Source organism: Paraburkholderia sp. A1RI_3L, from assembly GCF_048957895.1.
Taxonomy (GTDB): domain Bacteria; phylum Pseudomonadota; class Gammaproteobacteria; order Burkholderiales; family Burkholderiaceae; genus Paraburkholderia; species Paraburkholderia kururiensis.
In genome coordinates this window covers 1-17,356 of sequence record NZ_JARCHA010000003.1, presented here as the reverse complement: position 1 = coordinate 17,356, position 17,356 = coordinate 1, and the positions used below count along the sequence as shown (strand labels likewise).

The window sequence follows — 17,356 nt, the reverse complement described above, 5'->3', positions numbered from 1 at the left end:
GCGCCGCCGCAATCGCGGCGCCGTATAGCCCATCAAACGGCACTTCAAGCAGCACCGCTCGCGCGCCGCCGCTATTGCACCTCGATTTCCCGCGCCGGCACCGACACGAAGAACCGCCCCAGCTCGCGCGCCAGTTCATTGAGCGCGCTCATGGCCTGCGGCGTGATCTTGCGCGGCTCGTGCGCGTCGGACCAGTCGCCGTAGAGCAGGGCAACGGGCGCGCCGCCTTCGGCGGCCACGGGCAACAGCACGAACGCGCGTGCGTCATCGAAGGCGTGGCGGAACCACGCCGGCAGCCGCGTTACCATCTTCGGATCGCGCGCATTCTCGATATAGATGCCCACCGCGTTCGCAATCGCGAGATGGAATACGTCCGGCTGGAACGCGGCGTCGAAGGCGAGCTTCGGCAGCGCCTGCTCCACGCCTGGGCCGAAGCCGAACTTCGCCTCGAAGGCGTTCGAGCCGCGCCGCACGAACACGATGGTGCGCGTGAAGCCGAGTCCGGCGAGCACGGTTTCGGAGGCCAGTGCGAGCGCGGGCTGCAACGAGTTGTCGGGCGGCAAGGCCCGCAGGTCTGCGACGCCGGCAGCAATGCGCGCTTCGGGGTCGAGCGCTTCGCGGGCAATCGCATCGGCGTTGGCCCGCAGTTCCATGATTTCGCGCATCACGCCTTCGCCGGCTTCCTCGCGGGCCAGCGCCACGCTCATTTCCACGAGCACTTCGGGGTCAGTGGAGAGGGCGCGGCTGTAGCGGTGCGCGAGATCGGTGATGTGCGCCTCGCGTTCGCGCGGGTCGATGTCGGGCGCGATCAGCACGCTCGCCACGTCGGTCGAATAGTTGGTGGTGGCGCGCAGCCACTGGATGGAGCGTGGTTCGTCGGCGGCGTGCGGGTCGTAATGGCTCATGCCCGCGCGGATCGTTTCGGGCAGGCGCCAGCGCGACGCGGCTTCGAGCCCGAGTTCGTCGAAGGTGACACCGAGCACGGCAACGCTCGCTTCGTTCTCGTCGGCGCCGTCGTTGCAGCGCCGGCGAATCTGGTCCCACTCCGCTTCCAGATAGAACACGACGAGCAGCTTGCCCACCTGGCGCATCAGCGTGCAGACCACGGCTTCTTCGCCCACGCGCAGGTCGCCGTGCTCCGTGAGCTTGCGCGCGACGCAGCCCGAAAGCATGGTGCGGTTCAGTTCGAGCTTGGCGTCGATGCGGCGCGGCGCGGAATGATGGAAGTGATCGACCAGCTTGAGGCCCACCACGAGGTGGCCAACGGCGTCCATGCCGAGCACCATCAGCGCGCGCGTGACGGTGGTGATGTTGCCGCCGAAGGCCATGTACATGGCCGAGTTGGCGAGGCGCAGCACTTTCTGCGTGAGCGCGAAATCGGAGAGCACCACCTGCACGAGTGCGGCGAAGTCGAGGTCGTCGTTGCCCATCGCCGCCACTGTCGTGCGCAGCGACTGCGACAGCATCGGGAAGTCGCCGCGCTCGTTCATGCGCGCCCATAGCCTGTCGAGTACCGCCGCCTTTACCGTCTGCCCCATGTCAATTCCGCGAAAACCCTGCCAGTCCTCGTCCGGCCACTTGCACCACGAGGCGCCGCCGCCGGCCGTCGATAAGATGTGCTGCACGCATCAGGCCGCCGCATGGAGATGGAGTTCGCGCGCTTCGAAGCGCTGCGCGAGCTCGTCGGAGGGCAACGCCTTGCACACCAGCCATCCCTGTATGTGGTCGCAGCCCATCTCGGTCAGCAATGTGCGCTGGGCTTCGGTCTCCACGCCCTCGGCCACGAGTTCGAGGTCCAGCGTGCGCGCAAGCCCCACCACCGCGTTGACGATGGCCTGATCGTTGCGCGAGGTTAGCAGATTTTCGACAAAGCTCCGGTCGATCTTGAGTTTGGCGAGGGGAAACCGTTGCAGGTATGCAAGGCTCGAGTAGCCGGTGCCGAAGTCGTCCACGGCAAAACGGATGCCGATAGCCGTTAATTCCTCGAGCAGCACTTTTGCGTGCGCCGGGTCGTGCATGAGCAGGCTTTCGGTAATCTCGAACACGAGCCGGCACGGGTCGAGCCCGGTGAGGCGAATGGCTTCGCGCACGCTGTCGGTGAAGCGCGGATTGCGGAACTGCTGCGCGGAAACATTCACGGCCACGTATTGCAGCGCGATGCCCTGGGCGTCCCACTGGATCAGCTGCATGCAGGCGGCCCGCAGCACCCAGTTGCCGAGATAGTTGATGAGCCCCACCGACTCGGCGAGCGGAATGAACATCGAAGGCGGCACGAGCCCGTGCACCGGATGCTGCCAGCGGATCAGCGCTTCCACGCCCACCACGCCGCGCGTCTGGCTGCTCGTGATGGGCTGGAAGTGCAGCGAGAACTCGCCGTTGCGCACGCCGTCGTAAAGGTCCGATTCGAGCTTGAGGCGCTGGGCGTCGCTCGGGTCGTTGTCGGGCACGTGGAAGGCGAGCGTGTTGCCGCCCGCGGCCTTGGCCTGCTGCAGCGCCTGGTCCGCCCAGCGCTGCAGCCGCGTGTCGCCCGCGGCGGTGCCGGGGCTGTCCGGCGTATCGGAGGCGTGCCGGGCGTCCGGGTAGAGCGCGATGCCGATGCTCGCCGACAGATGCACGGGCTGGTCGCGGTACGCGTACGGCTGCAGGATCGAGGTCAGCATGCGCCGCGCGAGCGACTCCGCGTGCAGCGAGACGGCCGTCGCGTCGGGACGCATGGCGTTCGAGGGAATCAGGATCGCGAACTCGTCGCTGCCTACGCGGGCCACGGTTTCGTGCTCGCCCACGAGGTGCGTGAGCCGGCGCGCGGTATCGCAAAGCATGGCGTCGCCCGCGTCGTAGCCGAGCGCCCGGTTGATGCGCTGATAGTCGTCCACGTCGAGCAGCAGCAGGGCGGCGGGCAGGCCGGTCTCGTCGGCGGTGCGCTGCGCCGCGGCGAGCGCCGGCGCGAGCGCGGTCACGTTGGGCAGGCCCGTGAGCTTGTCGTGATTGAGCGCGTGGGTCAGCTGGACCTGCGTGGCCTGCCAGGCCGAAACGTCGAAGCCGGCAATGGCGTAGCCGTCCACGCCGTCGTGCGGATTCTTCACGACGCGCAGCTCGACGGCCACGGGGTAGGTGAGCGACTTGACGAGATTGAGCGTGTCTTTTTCCACCACACCGCTTTGGGCTGCGCGCGCCAGCAGCGCATCGACGCGGGCGATGTCCGACGCAGCCACGAGGTCGTGCAGCGTGGCCGTCTCCAGGTATTCGCGGTGATAGCCGGCGAAGCGCAGGCTCGCGTCGGAGATGTAGAGAAAGCGTAATTCGCGGTCCACCTGGGCGAGGAAGTCCACGGCGCCGGCAGCCTGTTCGAACGGATTGGGCGCCGGGGGAAGCGCGGCTATGTCCCGTGCCCGCGCCGTGGCGCCGTGGCTCTCGTAGCCGCCGTTGTCATTGCCCTGGCTGTTTCGGGCGCTCTGGTCGCCCGGGGTATGGCCGGCCTGCCCGGCACCGCGCAGCTGATCGGTTGGGTCCGCGGCGTGGCCGTGGGGCCGCCGAACGAGCGCACGCAGGCGCTCGACGACCGTGCTCAGTATGTTCTGGCGTGGCGCGGTGTTCCTGTTCGCTTCCATGTATGGTCGGCAACCCTGTTTCCCGCACGGCCCGGTCTGCGGGCGCGTGATGTGCTTCGAGGCGGAGCCGGGGCGTACCCGAGGTACGTGTTGACACCGCCCATCAGAGCAGGTTATCGACCGGCGAGCATAAATCTTTAGACTCGATTTAAACATTTTGGGGCGCTGCGACTATGCGCCATACGCCCGGTGCGGTGCCGCATGGATTCGGTTAAAGTGGCGCGGTCGTTGCCGGTCACATGCGCGCCCGAACGCATGCGCACCGGCTCACATGGGTCCCGGCGTTATCAGACGCGTGACGGGGCGGTCCGTGAAGGCCGCTGCAAGGGCGGTAAGGGCAGTATGCAGACTGGATGGAGAGCCTGAGCATGTCTGAATCATCGTCGCTGGACACCGCGAGCGTGCCGCCTTCGCCATGCGCATGCGCCCCGGCGGGCGATGCACCGTATCAGCAGGCCGAGGCCGCCGGTCCGTCCGACGGCGTGGACGACGCAGCGGCCACCGCTGCCGGCTCCGATAGCGGCTCCAATAGCGGCTCCGATGATAGCGGCTCCACGCAGTGCCGCGTCGACGGCTGTATCGCCAGCGCGTGCTGCAGCGTTGCCCAGGCGGCCGCAGGCGCCGCCACTGCCGAGCCCGTCTCCACGCAGTTCGTCTACGTGGGCCGTCAACCGATTCTCGATCGCAGCGGTGCGCTGCATGCCTACGAACTGCTGTTCCGCTCGGGCCTTCACAACTACGCGGAAGTAACCGACGAGGCGCGCGCCACGGCGCAGGTCGTGGTGCGTACGATCGGCAGCATCGGCGTGTCGGCGGTGCTGGGCTCGCATCGCGGCTACGTGAACATTGGCCGCGAGCTGCTGTTCGACGACATCGTGCATCTGATGTCGGCCGACCGCTTCGTGCTGGAGATTCTCGAAACCGTGACGTTCGACGCGCGCCTGATCCGGCGTGTCGACGAATTGCGCCGCAACGGCTTTCTGATTGCGCTCGACGACGTCTGCGCGCTCACGCCGAGCGTGCTCGCGGCGCTGCCTCACGCGGACATCGTCAAGGTGGACTTTCTGGAGACCGGCCGCGACGCACTGCCCGCGCTCGCCGCGGCGCTGCGCCGCGAAGGCAAGACGCTGCTCGCCGAAAAGGTGGAAACGGAAGAGGACTTCGAGCTGGCGCGCGACCTCGGCTTCGACCTGTTCCAGGGGTATTTCTTTGCGCGGCCGCAGGTGCTGAGTGCGCGCCGCGTGCGTTCGTCGCGCGAAGCGCTGCTGCGGCTACTCGCGCTCGTGGCGCGCGACGCGGGCATCGCGGAGCTCGAAGTCGAACTCAAGCGCCACCCCACGGTGGTCGTGCAGTTGCTGCGGCTCGTCAATTCGAGCGCGTTCGGTTTGGGGCGGCCCATCTCGTCGCTGCGCGAGGCCGTGATCGCGGTGGGCACGCGCCAGATTGCGCGCTGGGCGCAACTGCTGCTCTACGCGAACGGGCGCGACATGCCCTGGCGCTCCGACCCGCTCGTGCAACTGGCGGGCACGCGCTCGCGCTTCATGGAACTGGCGGCGCGCTGGCTCAAGCCGTCGAACGAAGACTTCGCGGACCAGGCCTTCATGACCGGCATCTTTTCGCTCGCTCACGTGGTGATTGGCGCGACGCCCGAGCGGGCGCTCCACAAGCTCGGCCTTGCACGTCCCATTCGCGATGCCATCGTCGATTACGCGGGCGAACTGGGCGCGTTGCTTGCGCTCGCCGAGGCCTCCGAACGCGGCGAATGCTTGCGCGTGACGGTGGCGGGCACGGAGCTTGGGCCCGAGGTGCTGGCCGAGTTGAGCCTCTCCGCGGCGGCGTGGTTCGGGGCGCACGCTGGCGACTGAAGCGGTGGCGAACACGTGCCGGCGCATTGTGGTTCAATGACCGTTCGCCCACCCCGCGAGGAATTTCGAGATGAAACGCAGCGACATGAAGCGCAGCATCAGGCGCGGCACCATCAAGCGCAGCGCGACTTGCGCGGCCCTTGCGGCCGTGTTCGGCGCAGGCCTGTCGATCTACGCGGCGAGTGCATCCGCCACGCTCAAACCCGGCGACGCCGCGCCGAACTTCACCACCGAAGCATCGCTTGGCGGCAAGACCTACACGTACTCGCTCGCCGATGCGCTCAAGAAGGGCCCGGTGGTGGTGTACTTCTATCCGGCCGCCTTCACGAAAGGCTGCACGATCGAAGCCCACGAATTCGCCGAGGCCGTGGACGAGTACAAGAAGTACGGCGCCACCGTCATCGGTGTATCGCACGACAACATCGACACGCTCACGAAATTTTCCGTGAGCGAGTGCCGCAGCAAATTCCCGGTGGCCGCCGACGCCGATTCGAAAATCATCAAGGCCTATGACGCGTCGATGCCGATGCACTCGGCCATGGCCAACCGCGTCTCGTACGTGATCGCGCCGAACGGCAAGGTGCTCTACGAATACACGAGTCTCTCGCCGGACCAGCACGTGGCGAACACGTTGCGCGCGGTCAAGGAGTGGGCCGCCGCGCACAGTCAGCAGTAAAGCCGGCGAGGCGCGTGCCGCGGAGGTCTTCCCGTCTTTCGGCTCAGGCCGTGAGATCGACGATCACGCCCGCTGCACGCCAGTGCATGTTCTGCGTGCGTTGGGCCAAAGCTTCGAGCAATGCGGGCAAGGTCACGCTGCTTGCGCTTCCGGCGCTGCCCGTATCGAGCGTGGAGAGGTAATCGTTGAGCGCGCCGTTCAATTGGCCGATGGCGCCCGTCATCGTGCCGCTTTCCGTGGTGGTGGAGGCGGACGTGTCGGTGCTGACGGTCGGGGTGGTCGTGAGACCCCATTCCCAGTCGTCGCTGTTGCTGCTGTTCGTTGCGGGCGTAGTCAGCGCGCCTGGATTCGCGCGAGCCGACGCCGCAAGCGCAGCGAGCGAGGTGCCGAGGTCACGGTAGGGGCCTGTTGCGGCGTCGATGGCGCCGGCTTCATGCACCGCGCCCGCCATGCTGCTCGCGCTCGTATCGTTCGTTCCGCCCGTCTGCGGGTTGCTCAATCCCGCTTGCGCCGCCAATGCGCTTTGCAGCACCAGCGCCTGGTAGAGCGCGACGAGAAAGCGTTCCTTCGCGGACTGCGTGTCTTCGGCCGAAGCGCCGCTCGTGCTCGTTATCGTGCCGCCCGCGGTACTCGTGATGCTGGATGCCGACGTGGCGACCGTAGCGGGATCGATACCGAGCTGCTGAAGGCTTTGTTCGATGGCGGCCAGCAGCGGACCGTTGCTCGGGTTGCCGGTGGGAAGGTTGCCCGTGCGAGAGGGCGGCTTCTGGGGCGGCACGGCCGCAGCGGCCGGCGCATTCGTGGTGGAGGCCAGTGCGGCCGTCCATGCGCTTTGCGTCATGTCTGATTCCCCGAAGCCTGTTGGCCGTACGCGCTTGCCGCGCATTGATTATTCACCGCATGCATTCCGGCCACGGCGATTCGACGTGCCGTTGGCGTTCCCGTATTGCATTGGAATGCCAACGGATGCTAGCACGTCAAAATCTTACGGATTATCCGGCTTTATCACCCGCTATTACGCCATTACCTGCCCTGGCGAATCGCTCAATACGCGACGTACGGACCGCTGCCGCCGGGCGTGGATTGCTGCTCGATGGCCGCGTAGACCGTGCGTCCGTAGAAGAACGGCAGTCCCCAATCGAAGATCGACGACGTGACGAACGCCGGCCCGGCGAGCAACGGCATCACGGCGTCGCCCGCGTAGGTCTCTGCAAGCGCGCTGGCGTTGCCGACGTCGAACGAGACCGATGCGGTGATGCCGTTCGCCCCCTGCATCACGGCGCTCAATTGCTGCGTGGACGGCGGGCAGTAATACGCGCTGTTGGGACTCGCGCACACGGGCAGCGCGCCGGTCTGGAAGAACACGCCGGTGGAGCCGCTGTCGACGATGCTGCGCGAGTACGTGGTGCCGTTGTGCGTGGTCGTGAATGTGCCGTTGCTCGCGCTCACGCCGATCACCTGCGCGTTGCCGAGCCCGTTGTTGCTGCGCGTGCCGATGCCGAAAATCAGCTGTCCCGTGAGCGATGCCTCGCCGCCCGACGTGACGGCAGGCAGCGCGAGCAGCGAGCCGTTGTTGTCGGTGGCGAAATACGGAATGGGATTGGCCACCTGGAACGCTTCGGCAAGCGGGATCGACGTGCAGCCCGAACTCGTGCAGCCGTAGTAGGTGGCCGGTACCGCCTGGTTCACGCAGTTGTAGCCGCAGTCGTGCTTGAACACGCCGATGCCCAGTATGCCGTTGGCAGCTAGCGCCGACGGCGTGTTGCGCGACGCGCCCACGTTGGTGCAGTCCGTGGGCGTGGTGTTGTACGACGGGTCGATCACCTGGATGGGCAGCGACGCGGCCTTTTCACCGGCGATCTGCACGTCGGCGATGCGCACGGGGCCCCACGTGTAGCCGTCGAAGAACTGCATGCATTCGGCGAGCTTGTTGCCGGAGGCGTCCTGCTCCTGCGGGAGCGCAACGGACGCGGGCAGTTGCGAGGCGAATACGCGCAGCCCCCACGAGCCGGTATCCACGAGCACGTGGTCGATCGTCTGGCACTGCGCAGTGCCCGGGGCACACACGGTCACGCTGACGAACGGCATGTTCGGCACGCCGCTCACGCCGGGGTCCACGGTGACGGCCGCGGCGTTGGCGGCGAGCGCAGGCTGCGACGACGTCGTGTTGGTGACGGGCTGCGCCGGCGCAGCGGTGTTCGTGCTGGTGCTGCTGCCGGTGTTGGCGCTCGCCCCCGATCCGCCGCCACCGCCGCCGCAGGCGGCAAGAATCAAAGAGAGCACGAGCACGATGAAAGACGCGCTGAGCGCGCTGCGCGATGAACGTTGAGCAAACATGATCGCCCCAGCCCTTACTGGATGACGCCGACGTCGACGCCGGCCGGCACTGCTCTCGGCAGCCACGCATGACCCGCGAAGGCGCGCAGATGGCCGCCCGAATAAACGACGAGTTCGTTGTTCGATACGGCAAGCGGCGTGGCCTTGCGCGTTGCGTTGGCCGCGACGTACTGGTCGAACGCGGCGCCCAGCGTCGCCTTGAGGTCCGGCAGCGTGGGGCCTTCCCACGCCACGCCGAAGACGATGCCGCCCGGCGCCACGTATTCGCGCACCACGGTGCCCGAGGCGAGCGTGATCTCGTGCACGGTATAGGCTGCTTGAACAACCGCGGCATGCGCGACGGCGCGCAGGCTCGCTACATCGTGGCTCACGCTGATCGCGCTTTCGCCGAGCGTGGCATGAGCGGGTCCGGCGAGGGCAAAAGCGGCCCCCAGCATTGCGCAGGCAATGCCCATAAAAGACTTCGGCTTCAATTGATTTCCTTCGACGTCGATACGCCTTTGACTGACAGATCGTGTCCGCAGACGGCGGACGGCAAGCGCAGACATGGGCGGGGCCGGCGCGGGTCGCCGGGGTGCGTCGCGATGCTGCGTGGATGCGTCAACGGAGGACCGACGCGAATCTTTAGCGGTGCAAAGAGAGGCCGTGCAATCGTTTGCGCGAAAGATGGAACGATTTCCTGCTGCGGCGCCGTTTGAAAATCAGGTCGACGCGGCCGGCTTGTGTGGCAAGACGGTCTGTTTTTGCGGAAGCAGGCGTTTTAAGCGAACGGGCGTTAGCGAGGCCGTTGTTCGGCCGAAAAAAATTTCAGGGCAGACGAGTCCGCGCGCGATTCTTAAGCGGGTTCTTCATACGCGGGTACATCGCTTGCTGAATGATGGGCACTCACCTTGTTCGTTGGGTGCGGCAGGGGAGAGGACAGCGACGCGGCGACCCTGCGGCGTCGCTTCACGGCCGTGGCCCGCGTATGGAGGCGTCTATGCTTGGAACCATTCTGATCGTCGTACTGCTGCTATTGCTCGTCGGCGCGTTTCCCGCCTGGCCTTACAGCCGGGGATGGGGCTATGCGCCTACCGGCACGCTCGGCCTGATCGTGGTGATCGTCGTCGTGCTGGTGGTGTTGGGGCAGATATAGCCCTCAGCGTGTCATGCAGTGGGCCGCGCGGGGCAGGCGCGGCCCACTCTTTATTGCGCATCCTGCGAGGTGCGAGGCAGCGGGTTTGACCTGCTTCCCAAGCCAGTTATTTCACCGCTCCCGCTTCGAACGTCCCCGGCCTCCGCCTGCTGTCCCACCACACGCGCAGCCGATCCATGTAGAGATACACCACCGGCGTCGTGTAGAGCGTGAGCATCTGGCTCACGATCAACCCGCCCACAATCGAGATGCCGAGCGGCGAGCGCAGCTCTGCGCCTTCGCCGCGTCCGAACGCAAGCGGCAGCGCGCCGAGCAGCGCGGCGCAGGTCGTCATCATGATCGGGCGGAAGCGCAGCAGGCACGCCTGATAGATGGCGTCGCGTGAAGAGAGCCCCTCGCGCGAGGCCTGGATCGCGAAGTCCACCATCATGATCGCGTTCTTCTTCACGATGCCGATCAGCAGAATCACGCCAATCAGCGCAATGATGCTGAACTCCGTATTGAAGAGCAGCAGCGCGAGCAGCGCGCCTACGCCCGCCGAGGGCAGCGTGGAGAGAATCGTGAGCGGATGGATGTAACTCTCGTAGAGAATGCCGAGCACGATGTACACGGCCGCGAGCGCCGCGAGAATCAGGATGGGCTGGTCCGACATCGACTGCTGGAACGCCTGGGCCGTGCCCGCGAAGCTGCCGTGGATCGTGCCCGGCATGCCGATGCGCGCCATCGTGTCATAGATGATCGCGGTCGCCTGCGAAAGCGAGCGCCCCGGCGGCAGATTGAACGAGATCGTGGAGGCTACGAACTGGCTCTGGTGATTTACGGAAAGCGGCGTGTTGCCCGGCCCGAACTTCGCGATGGCCGAGAGCGGCACCATCGTTTCCTTCGAGGTGGAGACCGCCGCGCCTGACGACGCCCCCGACTTGCCGCTCGACGCAATCGAGTTGATCGCGAGGTTGCGCGCCGAATCGGCCGCGATGGTGGCCGCGCTCGACGCGGTGGTGCCCGCCGTGCCGCCCGCAGCGCTTGACGTGGTGGCGGTGGCGGCCGTGCTCGGGCCGCTCACGGTGCCCGCGGCGGCGTTGGTCGTCTGCACGCCGCTCGCGCTGCCGCCCGAGGTGCTCACGTAGATCTGCTTGAGCATGTCGGGGCTCTGCCAGTACTCGGGTGCCACTTCCATCACCACGTGGTACTGGTTGAGCGGGTTGTAGATGGTCGATACCTGACGCTGGCCGAACGCGTCGTAGAGCGTGTTGTCGATCTGCGCGGGCTTGATGCCGAAGCGTGCCGCGGTGGCGCGGTCGATGGTCACCATCGCTTCCAGACCGCCTTGCTGCTGGTCCGAATTCACGTCGGCGAGTTCGGGGCGCGCCTGCAATGCCTCGGTGAGCTTCGGCGTCCACGTGTAGAGGTCGCTCGTGTTGTCGGCGAGCAGCGTGAACTGATACTGCGCATTCGACTGGCGTCCGCCCACGCGAATGTCCTGCACGGCCTGCAGGAATGTGCGTGCGCCCGCCACGTGCGAGAGCGGTCCGCGCAACTGCTGGATCACCTGGTCGGCCGTTGCCTTGCGCACGCTCTTGGACTTGAGCGAAACGAACATGAAGCCCGAGTTGGTCTGCCGGCCGCCCGTGAAACCCACCACCGTATCGACGTTGGGATTGGCCTGCACGATGCGCATCATCTCGGAGAACTTGATCTTCATGGCCTGGAACGACGTGGCCTGGTCCGCCTGGATACCGCCGATGAGCCGCCCCGTGTCCTGCTGCGGGAAAAAGCCCTTGGGCACGATGATGTAGAGCCACACGTTGAGGCCGATGGCGGCAATCAGAATGAGGAGCACCGTTCGCGGATGGCGCAGCGACCAGCCGAGCGTGCGTTCGTAGCCGTTCTGCATGGCGACGAAGCCCGCTTCGAGCCAGCGCGAAAAGCGGCCTTCCTTGCGCGCATCGTGCGGTTGCGCGAGCAGCCGCGAGCACATCATCGGCGTGAGCGTGAGCGAGACCACGAGCGACACCGCAATGGCCAGCGACAGCGTGAGCGCGAACTCGCGAAAGAGCCGCCCCACGATGCCGCCCATCAGCAGAATGGGCAGGAACACGGCGACGAGCGATACGCTGATGGAGAGCACCGTGAAGCCCACCTCGCGCGCGCCGAGCAGCGCGGCCTGCATGCGCGGCAGGCCTTTCTCGATGTGCCGCTGGATGTTTTCGAGCACCACGATGGCGTCGTCCACCACGAAGCCGGTCGCGATGGTGAGCGCCATCAGCGAGAGGTTGTCGATGGAAAAGCCCATCAGGTACATCGCCGCGAAGGTGCCGATAATCGAAATGGGCACCGCCACGCTCGGAATCAGCGTGGCGCGCCAGTTGCGCAGGAACAGGAACACCACCATCACGACGAGCGCCACCGCGATCATCAACGTGTGCTCGGTGTCTTTCAGCGAGGCGCGGATCGTCACCGACCGGTCCGCTGCGGGTGTGACGTCGACGTCCGCCGGCAGCGACGCCTTCAGTTGCGGCAGCATCGCGATCACGCGGTCCACGGTTTCGATGATGTTCGCGCCCGGCTGCCGGTACAGGATCACGAGCACCGAGCGCTTGCCGTTCGAGAGGCCGAGGTTGCGCAGGTCTTCCACCGAATCCACCACGTCGGCCACATCCGAGAGCAGCACGCCCGCACCGTTGCGATACGCGATCACGAGGTCGCGGTATTGCGCGGCGTGGCTTGCCTGGTCGTTGGTGTAGAGCTGCACGTGGTTCGGGCCGAACTCGATGGCGCCTTTCGGACTGTTCGCGTTGGCCGAGGCGAGCGCGGCGCGCACGTCTTCGAGCCCGATGCCGTAGTGAAAGAGCGCCTGCGGTTTCAGCTCCACGCGCACGGCAGGGTTCGCCGAACCGCTCACGTCCACTTCGCCCACGCCGTCCACCTGCGAGAGCGACTGCTGCAGCACCGTGGCCGCCGAATCGTAGAGCTGGCCCGCCGTGAGCGTGTTCGACGTGAGCGCGAGAATCAGAATGGGCGCGTCGGCCGGATTGACCTTGTGATAGGTCGGGTTGCTGCGCAGGCTCGACGGCAGATCCGCGCGCGCCGCGTTGATGGCGGCCTGGACGTCGCGCGCGGCGCCGTCGATATCGCGGTTCAGGCCGAACTGCAGCGTGATGCGCGTGTTGCCGACCGAACTCATCGAGGTCATCTCGGTGACGTCGGCAATGGTGCCCAGATGGCGTTCCAGCGGGCTCGCCACGCTGGTGGCCACGGTCTCCGGACTGGCGCCGGGCAGCGTGGCCTGCACGGAGATGGTGGGGAAGTCCACCTGCGGCAGCGGCGCGACCGGCAGCCGCGCGAACGCGAAGAGGCCGGCGAGTGCGATGCCGATGGCGAGCAGCGTGGTGGCGACGGGCCGGGCGATGAACGGGCGCGCGAGGTTCATGGCTTATGCCTCGGGCGTCGTGGCGGACGCGCTGCCGCCTGTGCCGCCGCCCGTGCCGTTGTTTTTGCCGCTACTGCCGCCGCTTTCCATGCCGAAGCGTTCACGCAGCCGGCGCGCGAGCGAATCGAAGCCGAGATAGATCACGGGCGTCGTGAAGAGCGTGAGCAACTGGCTCACGATCAACCCGCCCGCAATCGCGATACCGAGCGGCCGGCGCAGTTCCGAGCCCGCGCCTGTGCCGAGCATGAGCGGCAGCGCGCCCAGCAGCGCCGCCATCGTCGTCATGAGGATGGGGCGGAAGCGCAGCAGACACGCCTGGTAGATCGCCTCGCGCGGCGGCTTGCCTTCCACGCGCTCGGCCTCCAGCGCGAAGTCGATCATCATGATCGCGTTCTTCTTCACGATGCCGATCAGCAGCACGATGCCGATGATGCCGATGATGTCGAGGTCATGGCCCGTCAGCATCAGTGCGAGCAGCGCGCCCACGCCTGCCGAAGGCAGCGTCGAGAGAATCGTGATGGGATGGATGAAGCTCTCGTAGAGCACGCCCAGCACGATGTACATCGTCACGATGGCCGCGAGAATCAGGAACAGTTCGTTGGAGAGCGATGCCTGGAACGCGAGCGCTGCGCCCTGGAAGCGCGTCTGGAACGACGCGGGCAGGCCGATGTCCTTCTCGGCCTGGTCGATCGCCTTGACCGCCGCACCGAGCGAGGCGCCCGGCGCGAGGTTGAACGACACCACGGTGGCCGGGAACTGCGAGAGGTGCGTGACGAGCAGCGGCGCCGCACGCTCGTGGAAGCTCGCGATGGCCGAGAGCGGCACCTGCCCGTTGGTGGCGGTGGAAGAGGGCAGGTAGATCGAGTTGAGCGAGTCCGTGTAGTGCTGCATGTCCGGCTGCGACTCGAGAATCACGCGGTACTGGTTCGACTGCGTGAAGATGGTCGAGATGATGCGCTGGCCGAACGCGTCGTAGAGCGCGTTATCCACGGTGGCCGGCGTGATGCCGTAGCGCGAGGCGGTGGCGCGGTCGATCTCGATGTAGACGGACTGGCCGTTCTGCTGAAGGTCGGTGGCGACGTCGGCGAGTTCGGGCGACTGCTGCAGACGGCGCACGAGCTTCGGCACCCACGTCGCGAATTCCGCGATGTTGGGCGTGGTGAGCATGAACTGGTATTGCGTGGGGCTCACCGTCGAGTCGATCGTGAGGTCCTGCACGGGCTGCATGTAGAGCGAGGCGCCCGGGAAATGCGCCACCTGCTGCTGGATCTGGCGGATCACTTCGCTTGCCGTGTCGCTGCGCTCGTCGCGCGGCTTCAGGTTGATGAGCATGCGGCCGCTGTTGAGCGTGATGTTGGTGCCGTCCACGCCGATGAACGAAGTGAGGCTTTCCACGTTCGGGTTCTTCAGCACTTCGGCGGCGAGCGCCTGCTGGCGCTCGGCCATCGACTGGTACGAGACCGACTGCGGCGCCTGCGTGATGGCCTGAATCACGCCCGTGTCCTGCACGGGGAAGAAGCCCTTCGGCACGAAGACGTACAGCACGGCGGTGAGCACGAGCGTGCCGAGTGCCACGAAGAGCGTCAGGCGATGGTGATCCAGCACCCAGCGCAGCGCTACCGAATAGCGTTCGATCACGTAGTCGATGAACGCGTGGGCGCGTGCTTCGAAGCCGCCGTTTTCTTTCGGCGGCGTGTGGCGCAGCAGCTTCGCGCACATCATGGGCACGAGCGTGAGCGACACCACCGCGGAAATCACGATGGTGACCGCGAGCGTAATGGCGAATTCGCGGAAGAGACGCCCCACCACGTCGCCCATGAAGAGCAGCGGAATCAGCACCGCGATCAGCGACACCGTGAGCGAAATGATCGTGAAGCCGATCTGCTTCGAGCCCTTCAGCGCCGCTTCGAGCGGCGTGTCGCCTTCCTCCACGTAGCGCGCGATGTTTTCGATCATCACGATGGCGTCGTCCACCACGAAGCCCGTGGCGATGGTGAGCGCCATCAGCGAAAGATTGTCGAGCGAGAAGCCGCACAGGTACATCACGGCGAGCGTGCCGATCAGCGAGAGCGGCACCGAAAGGCTCGGAATGATGGTGGCGTAGATGTTGGCGAGGAACAGGTACATCACGAGCACGACGAGCACCACCGACATCAAGAGCTCGAACTGCACGTCGCGCACCGAGGCGCGGATGGTCGTGGTGCGGTCCGTGACCACCTTCACGTCGAGCGAGGCCGGCAGCGATTGCTGCAGCGTGGGCAGGAGCCGCTTGATGCTGTCCACCACCTGGATCACGTTCGCGCCGGGCTGGCGCTGCACGTTGAGAATGATGCCCTGCGTGTTGTTCGCCCACGCGCCGAGCTTGGTGTTTTCCGCGCCCTGGATGATGTTGGCCACATCCGTGAGCATGACGGGCCGGCCGCTGCGGTAGGCGACCACGGCGCTCTTGTAGGCCTCGGCGTCGGTCAGCTGATCGTTCGCGTTGATCGTGTAGTTGCGCGTGGGGCCGTCGAAGTTGCCCTTCGGCGTGTTCACGTTGAGGTTCGCGATGGTGGTGCGCAGGTCGTCCAGATTGAGTCCGTAGGCCGCGAGCGCGCGCGGGTTGGCCTGAATGCGGATGGCGGGACGCTGCCCGCCCGACAGCGAAACGAGCCCGACGCCCGCCACCTGCGAGATTTTCTGGCCGAGCCGCGTGTCGGCGAGATCCTGGATCTGCGTGAGCGGCAGCGTCTTCGAGGTGATGGCAAGCGTGAGAATGGGCGCGTCGGCCGGGTTGACCTTCGCGTAGATGGGCGGCGCGGGCAGGTCGGAGGGCAGCAGGTTGCCGGCTGCGTTGATGGCGGCCTGCACCTCCTGTTCGGCGACGTCGAGCGGCAAGTCCAGGCTGAACTGCAACGTGATGACCGACGAGCCCGCCGAACTCTGCGACGACATCTGGTTGAGCGACGGCATCTGCCCGAACTGCCGCTCGAGCGGCGCGGTGACCGAAGACGTCATGACCTCGGGGCTCGCGCCCGGGTAGAACGTTTGAACCTGGATGGTCGGGTAATCCACTTCGGGCAGCGCCGAGAGCGGCAAGAAGCGCAGCGCGACGAGGCCGACCAGCATGATCGCCGCCATCAAGAGGGCGGTGCCGACCGGGCGCAGGATAAAGGCGCGGGATGGATTCATGCGGCGTTACTGGTTGGCGGCGGCTTGCGAGGCATGGCGGCGGTGGCCGTGAGCGCCGAATGCACCCGAGGCACCCGAGGCACCCGATGCTGCGTAGGCGCCTGACGCACCCCGCGCGCCCGACGCGCCGCGCGGCATGTCGGCCGGGATCGTGATCTTCGCGCCTTCGCGCAGGCGGTCGGAGCCGTCGATCACCACGCGCTCGCCCGCGGCAAGGCCGGACTTGATGCTCGAGCGTTCGCCGTCCACCGGCCCCACCTTGACCGGACGCACCGTGACCGTGTTGTCCGGCTTCACGACATAGACGAACTGGCCCATCGATCCATTCAGCACGGCCGAGGTTGGCACGATGACCGCATTTTTCAGTACGTCCACGAGCAGGCGCGCGTTGACGAACTGGTTCGGGAAGAGCCCGAGCCCAGTGTTCGGGAACAGCGCGCGCAGTTTCACGGTGCCCGTGGTGGTGTCGATCTGGTTGTCCACGGTTTCGAGGTAGCCGCCTTCGAGCGACGTGGTGTTGCTGCGGTCGTAGGCCGTGACCGACATCTTCGTGCCCGTGTGCAGCTGCTTCATGATGGCGGGCAGGTTGTCCTCCGAAGTGGTGAACACCACGCTGATGGGCTGGATCTGCGTGAGCACGACGATGCCGTTGGTGTCCGAGGGCGTCACGTAGTTGCCCGGATCCACCTGGCGCAGGCCGACGCGGCCCGAGACGGGGGCCGTGATGCGCGCGTAGGCCAGATCCAGCTTGAAGGTGGCGACGTTGGCGCGGTCGGACTTCACGGTGCCCTCGTACTGCTTGACGAGCGAGGCCTGCGTGTCCACCTGCTGGCTCGCGATCGAGTCCTGCGAGAGCAGTGTCTGATAACGCTTGAGGTCGAGCCGTGCCGTGGCGAGCAGCGCTTCGTCGCGTGCCAGCTGGCCCTCGGCGTTCGCGAGTGAAATTTCATAAGGGCGCGGATCGACCTGGGCGAGCACGTCGCCTTGCTTCACCATCTGCCCTTCCTTGAAGTTCACCGACTGGAGCGTGCCCGAAAGCTGGGTGCGCACCGTGACGTTGGCGAGCGGCGTGACGGTGCCGAGCGCGGTAATCACGATCGGCATGTCGCCGGGCGACGCGGTGGCCACGTGAAC

Annotated in this window: 11 protein-coding genes; 3 read left to right on the top strand and 8 right to left on the bottom strand. The window is 66.3% G+C overall.

Features of this window, described 5'->3' with window-relative positions; genetic code table 11:
* Positions 1-71: 71 nt before the first annotated feature.
* Both PXJ20_RS09945 and PXJ20_RS09940 read right to left on the bottom strand, forming a co-directional pair.
* Positions 72-1,538: an HDOD domain-containing protein gene (locus PXJ20_RS09945; protein ID WP_026121794.1), complete on the bottom strand. Its 1,467-nt coding sequence runs from the start codon at positions 1,536-1,538 to the stop codon at positions 72-74.
* Between the two features lie 90 nt (positions 1,539-1,628).
* On the bottom strand, positions 1,629-3,380 hold the full coding sequence (locus PXJ20_RS09940; RefSeq protein WP_325101032.1) for a putative bifunctional diguanylate cyclase/phosphodiesterase: 1,752 nt from the start codon (positions 3,378-3,380) through the stop codon (positions 1,629-1,631).
* 596 nt (positions 3,381-3,976) lie between these two features.
* On the opposite strand from PXJ20_RS09940, the gene PXJ20_RS09935 reads away from it, so the two are divergent.
* Positions 3,977-5,473 carry an EAL and HDOD domain-containing protein gene (locus PXJ20_RS09935; protein WP_421029478.1) on the top strand — a complete coding sequence of 499 codons (1,497 nt, stop codon included), beginning with the start codon at positions 3,977-3,979 and terminating at the stop codon, positions 5,471-5,473.
* Between the two features lie 85 nt (positions 5,474-5,558).
* Positions 5,559-6,149 (top strand): peroxiredoxin, encoded by a 591-nt coding sequence (locus PXJ20_RS09930; protein ID WP_126876336.1) that lies wholly within the window; start codon positions 5,559-5,561, stop codon positions 6,147-6,149.
* 43 nt (positions 6,150-6,192) lie between these two features.
* On the opposite strand, the gene PXJ20_RS09925 is transcribed toward PXJ20_RS09930, so the two are convergent.
* The 3 genes from PXJ20_RS09925 to PXJ20_RS09915 all read right to left on the bottom strand — a co-directional run bounded on the left by PXJ20_RS09925 (position 6,193) and on the right by PXJ20_RS09915 (position 8,941).
* Entirely contained in the window at positions 6,193-6,990 is a 798-nt protein-coding gene (locus tag PXJ20_RS09925; protein WP_413212053.1) for a hypothetical protein, read from the bottom strand.
* 203 nt (positions 6,991-7,193) lie between these two features.
* Entirely contained in the window at positions 7,194-8,486 is a 1,293-nt protein-coding gene (locus PXJ20_RS09920; RefSeq protein WP_421029477.1) for a DUF3443 domain-containing protein, read from the bottom strand.
* Between the two features lie 14 nt (positions 8,487-8,500).
* On the bottom strand, positions 8,501-8,941 hold the full coding sequence (locus PXJ20_RS09915; RefSeq protein ID WP_421030924.1) for a DUF2844 domain-containing protein: 441 nt from the start codon (positions 8,939-8,941) through the stop codon (positions 8,501-8,503).
* Between the two features lie 524 nt (positions 8,942-9,465).
* Here PXJ20_RS09915 and PXJ20_RS09910 point away from each other — a divergent pair.
* Entirely contained in the window at positions 9,466-9,621 is a 156-nt protein-coding gene (locus tag PXJ20_RS09910) for a DUF3309 family protein (protein WP_421029476.1), read from the top strand.
* 106 nt (positions 9,622-9,727) lie between these two features.
* Here PXJ20_RS09910 and PXJ20_RS09905 read toward each other — a convergent pair whose 3' ends face one another.
* From PXJ20_RS09905 to PXJ20_RS09895, 3 genes are all read right to left on the bottom strand, one after another.
* On the bottom strand, positions 9,728-13,051 hold the full coding sequence (locus PXJ20_RS09905; RefSeq protein WP_421029475.1) for an efflux RND transporter permease subunit: 3,324 nt from the start codon (positions 13,049-13,051) through the stop codon (positions 9,728-9,730).
* A gap of 3 nt (positions 13,052-13,054) precedes the next feature.
* A complete protein-coding gene (locus PXJ20_RS09900; RefSeq protein ID WP_421029474.1) occupies positions 13,055-16,222 on the bottom strand; it encodes an MdtB/MuxB family multidrug efflux RND transporter permease subunit in 3,168 nt (1,055 codons plus the stop codon).
* 6 nt (positions 16,223-16,228) lie between these two features.
* Positions 16,229-17,356, bottom strand: a 1,128-nt coding sequence (locus PXJ20_RS09895) for an MdtA/MuxA family multidrug efflux RND transporter periplasmic adaptor subunit (RefSeq protein WP_421057420.1), incomplete at its 5' end; no start/stop codon positions are given.

Coding starts and splice junctions, on each gene's coding strand:
- PXJ20_RS09945 (WP_026121794.1), bottom strand. CDS start 1,538: ATGGGGCAGACGGTAAAGGCGGCGGTACTCGACAGGCTATGGGCGCGC.
- PXJ20_RS09935 (WP_421029478.1), top strand. CDS start 3,977: ATGTCTGAATCATCGTCGCTGGACACCGCGAGCGTGCCGCCTTCGCCA.
- PXJ20_RS09930 (WP_126876336.1), top strand. CDS start 5,559: ATGAAGCGCAGCATCAGGCGCGGCACCATCAAGCGCAGCGCGACTTGC.
- PXJ20_RS09925 (WP_413212053.1), bottom strand. CDS start 6,990: ATGACGCAAAGCGCATGGACGGCCGCACTGGCCTCCACCACGAATGCG.
- PXJ20_RS09920 (WP_421029477.1), bottom strand. CDS start 8,486: ATGTTTGCTCAACGTTCATCGCGCAGCGCGCTCAGCGCGTCTTTCATC.
- PXJ20_RS09915 (WP_421030924.1), bottom strand. CDS start 8,941: ATGGGCATTGCCTGCGCAATGCTGGGGGCCGCTTTTGCCCTCGCCGGA.
- PXJ20_RS09910 (WP_421029476.1), top strand. CDS start 9,466: ATGCTTGGAACCATTCTGATCGTCGTACTGCTGCTATTGCTCGTCGGC.
- PXJ20_RS09905 (WP_421029475.1), bottom strand. CDS start 13,051: ATGAACCTCGCGCGCCCGTTCATCGCCCGGCCCGTCGCCACCACGCTG.
- PXJ20_RS09900 (WP_421029474.1), bottom strand. CDS start 16,222: ATGAATCCATCCCGCGCCTTTATCCTGCGCCCGGTCGGCACCGCCCTC.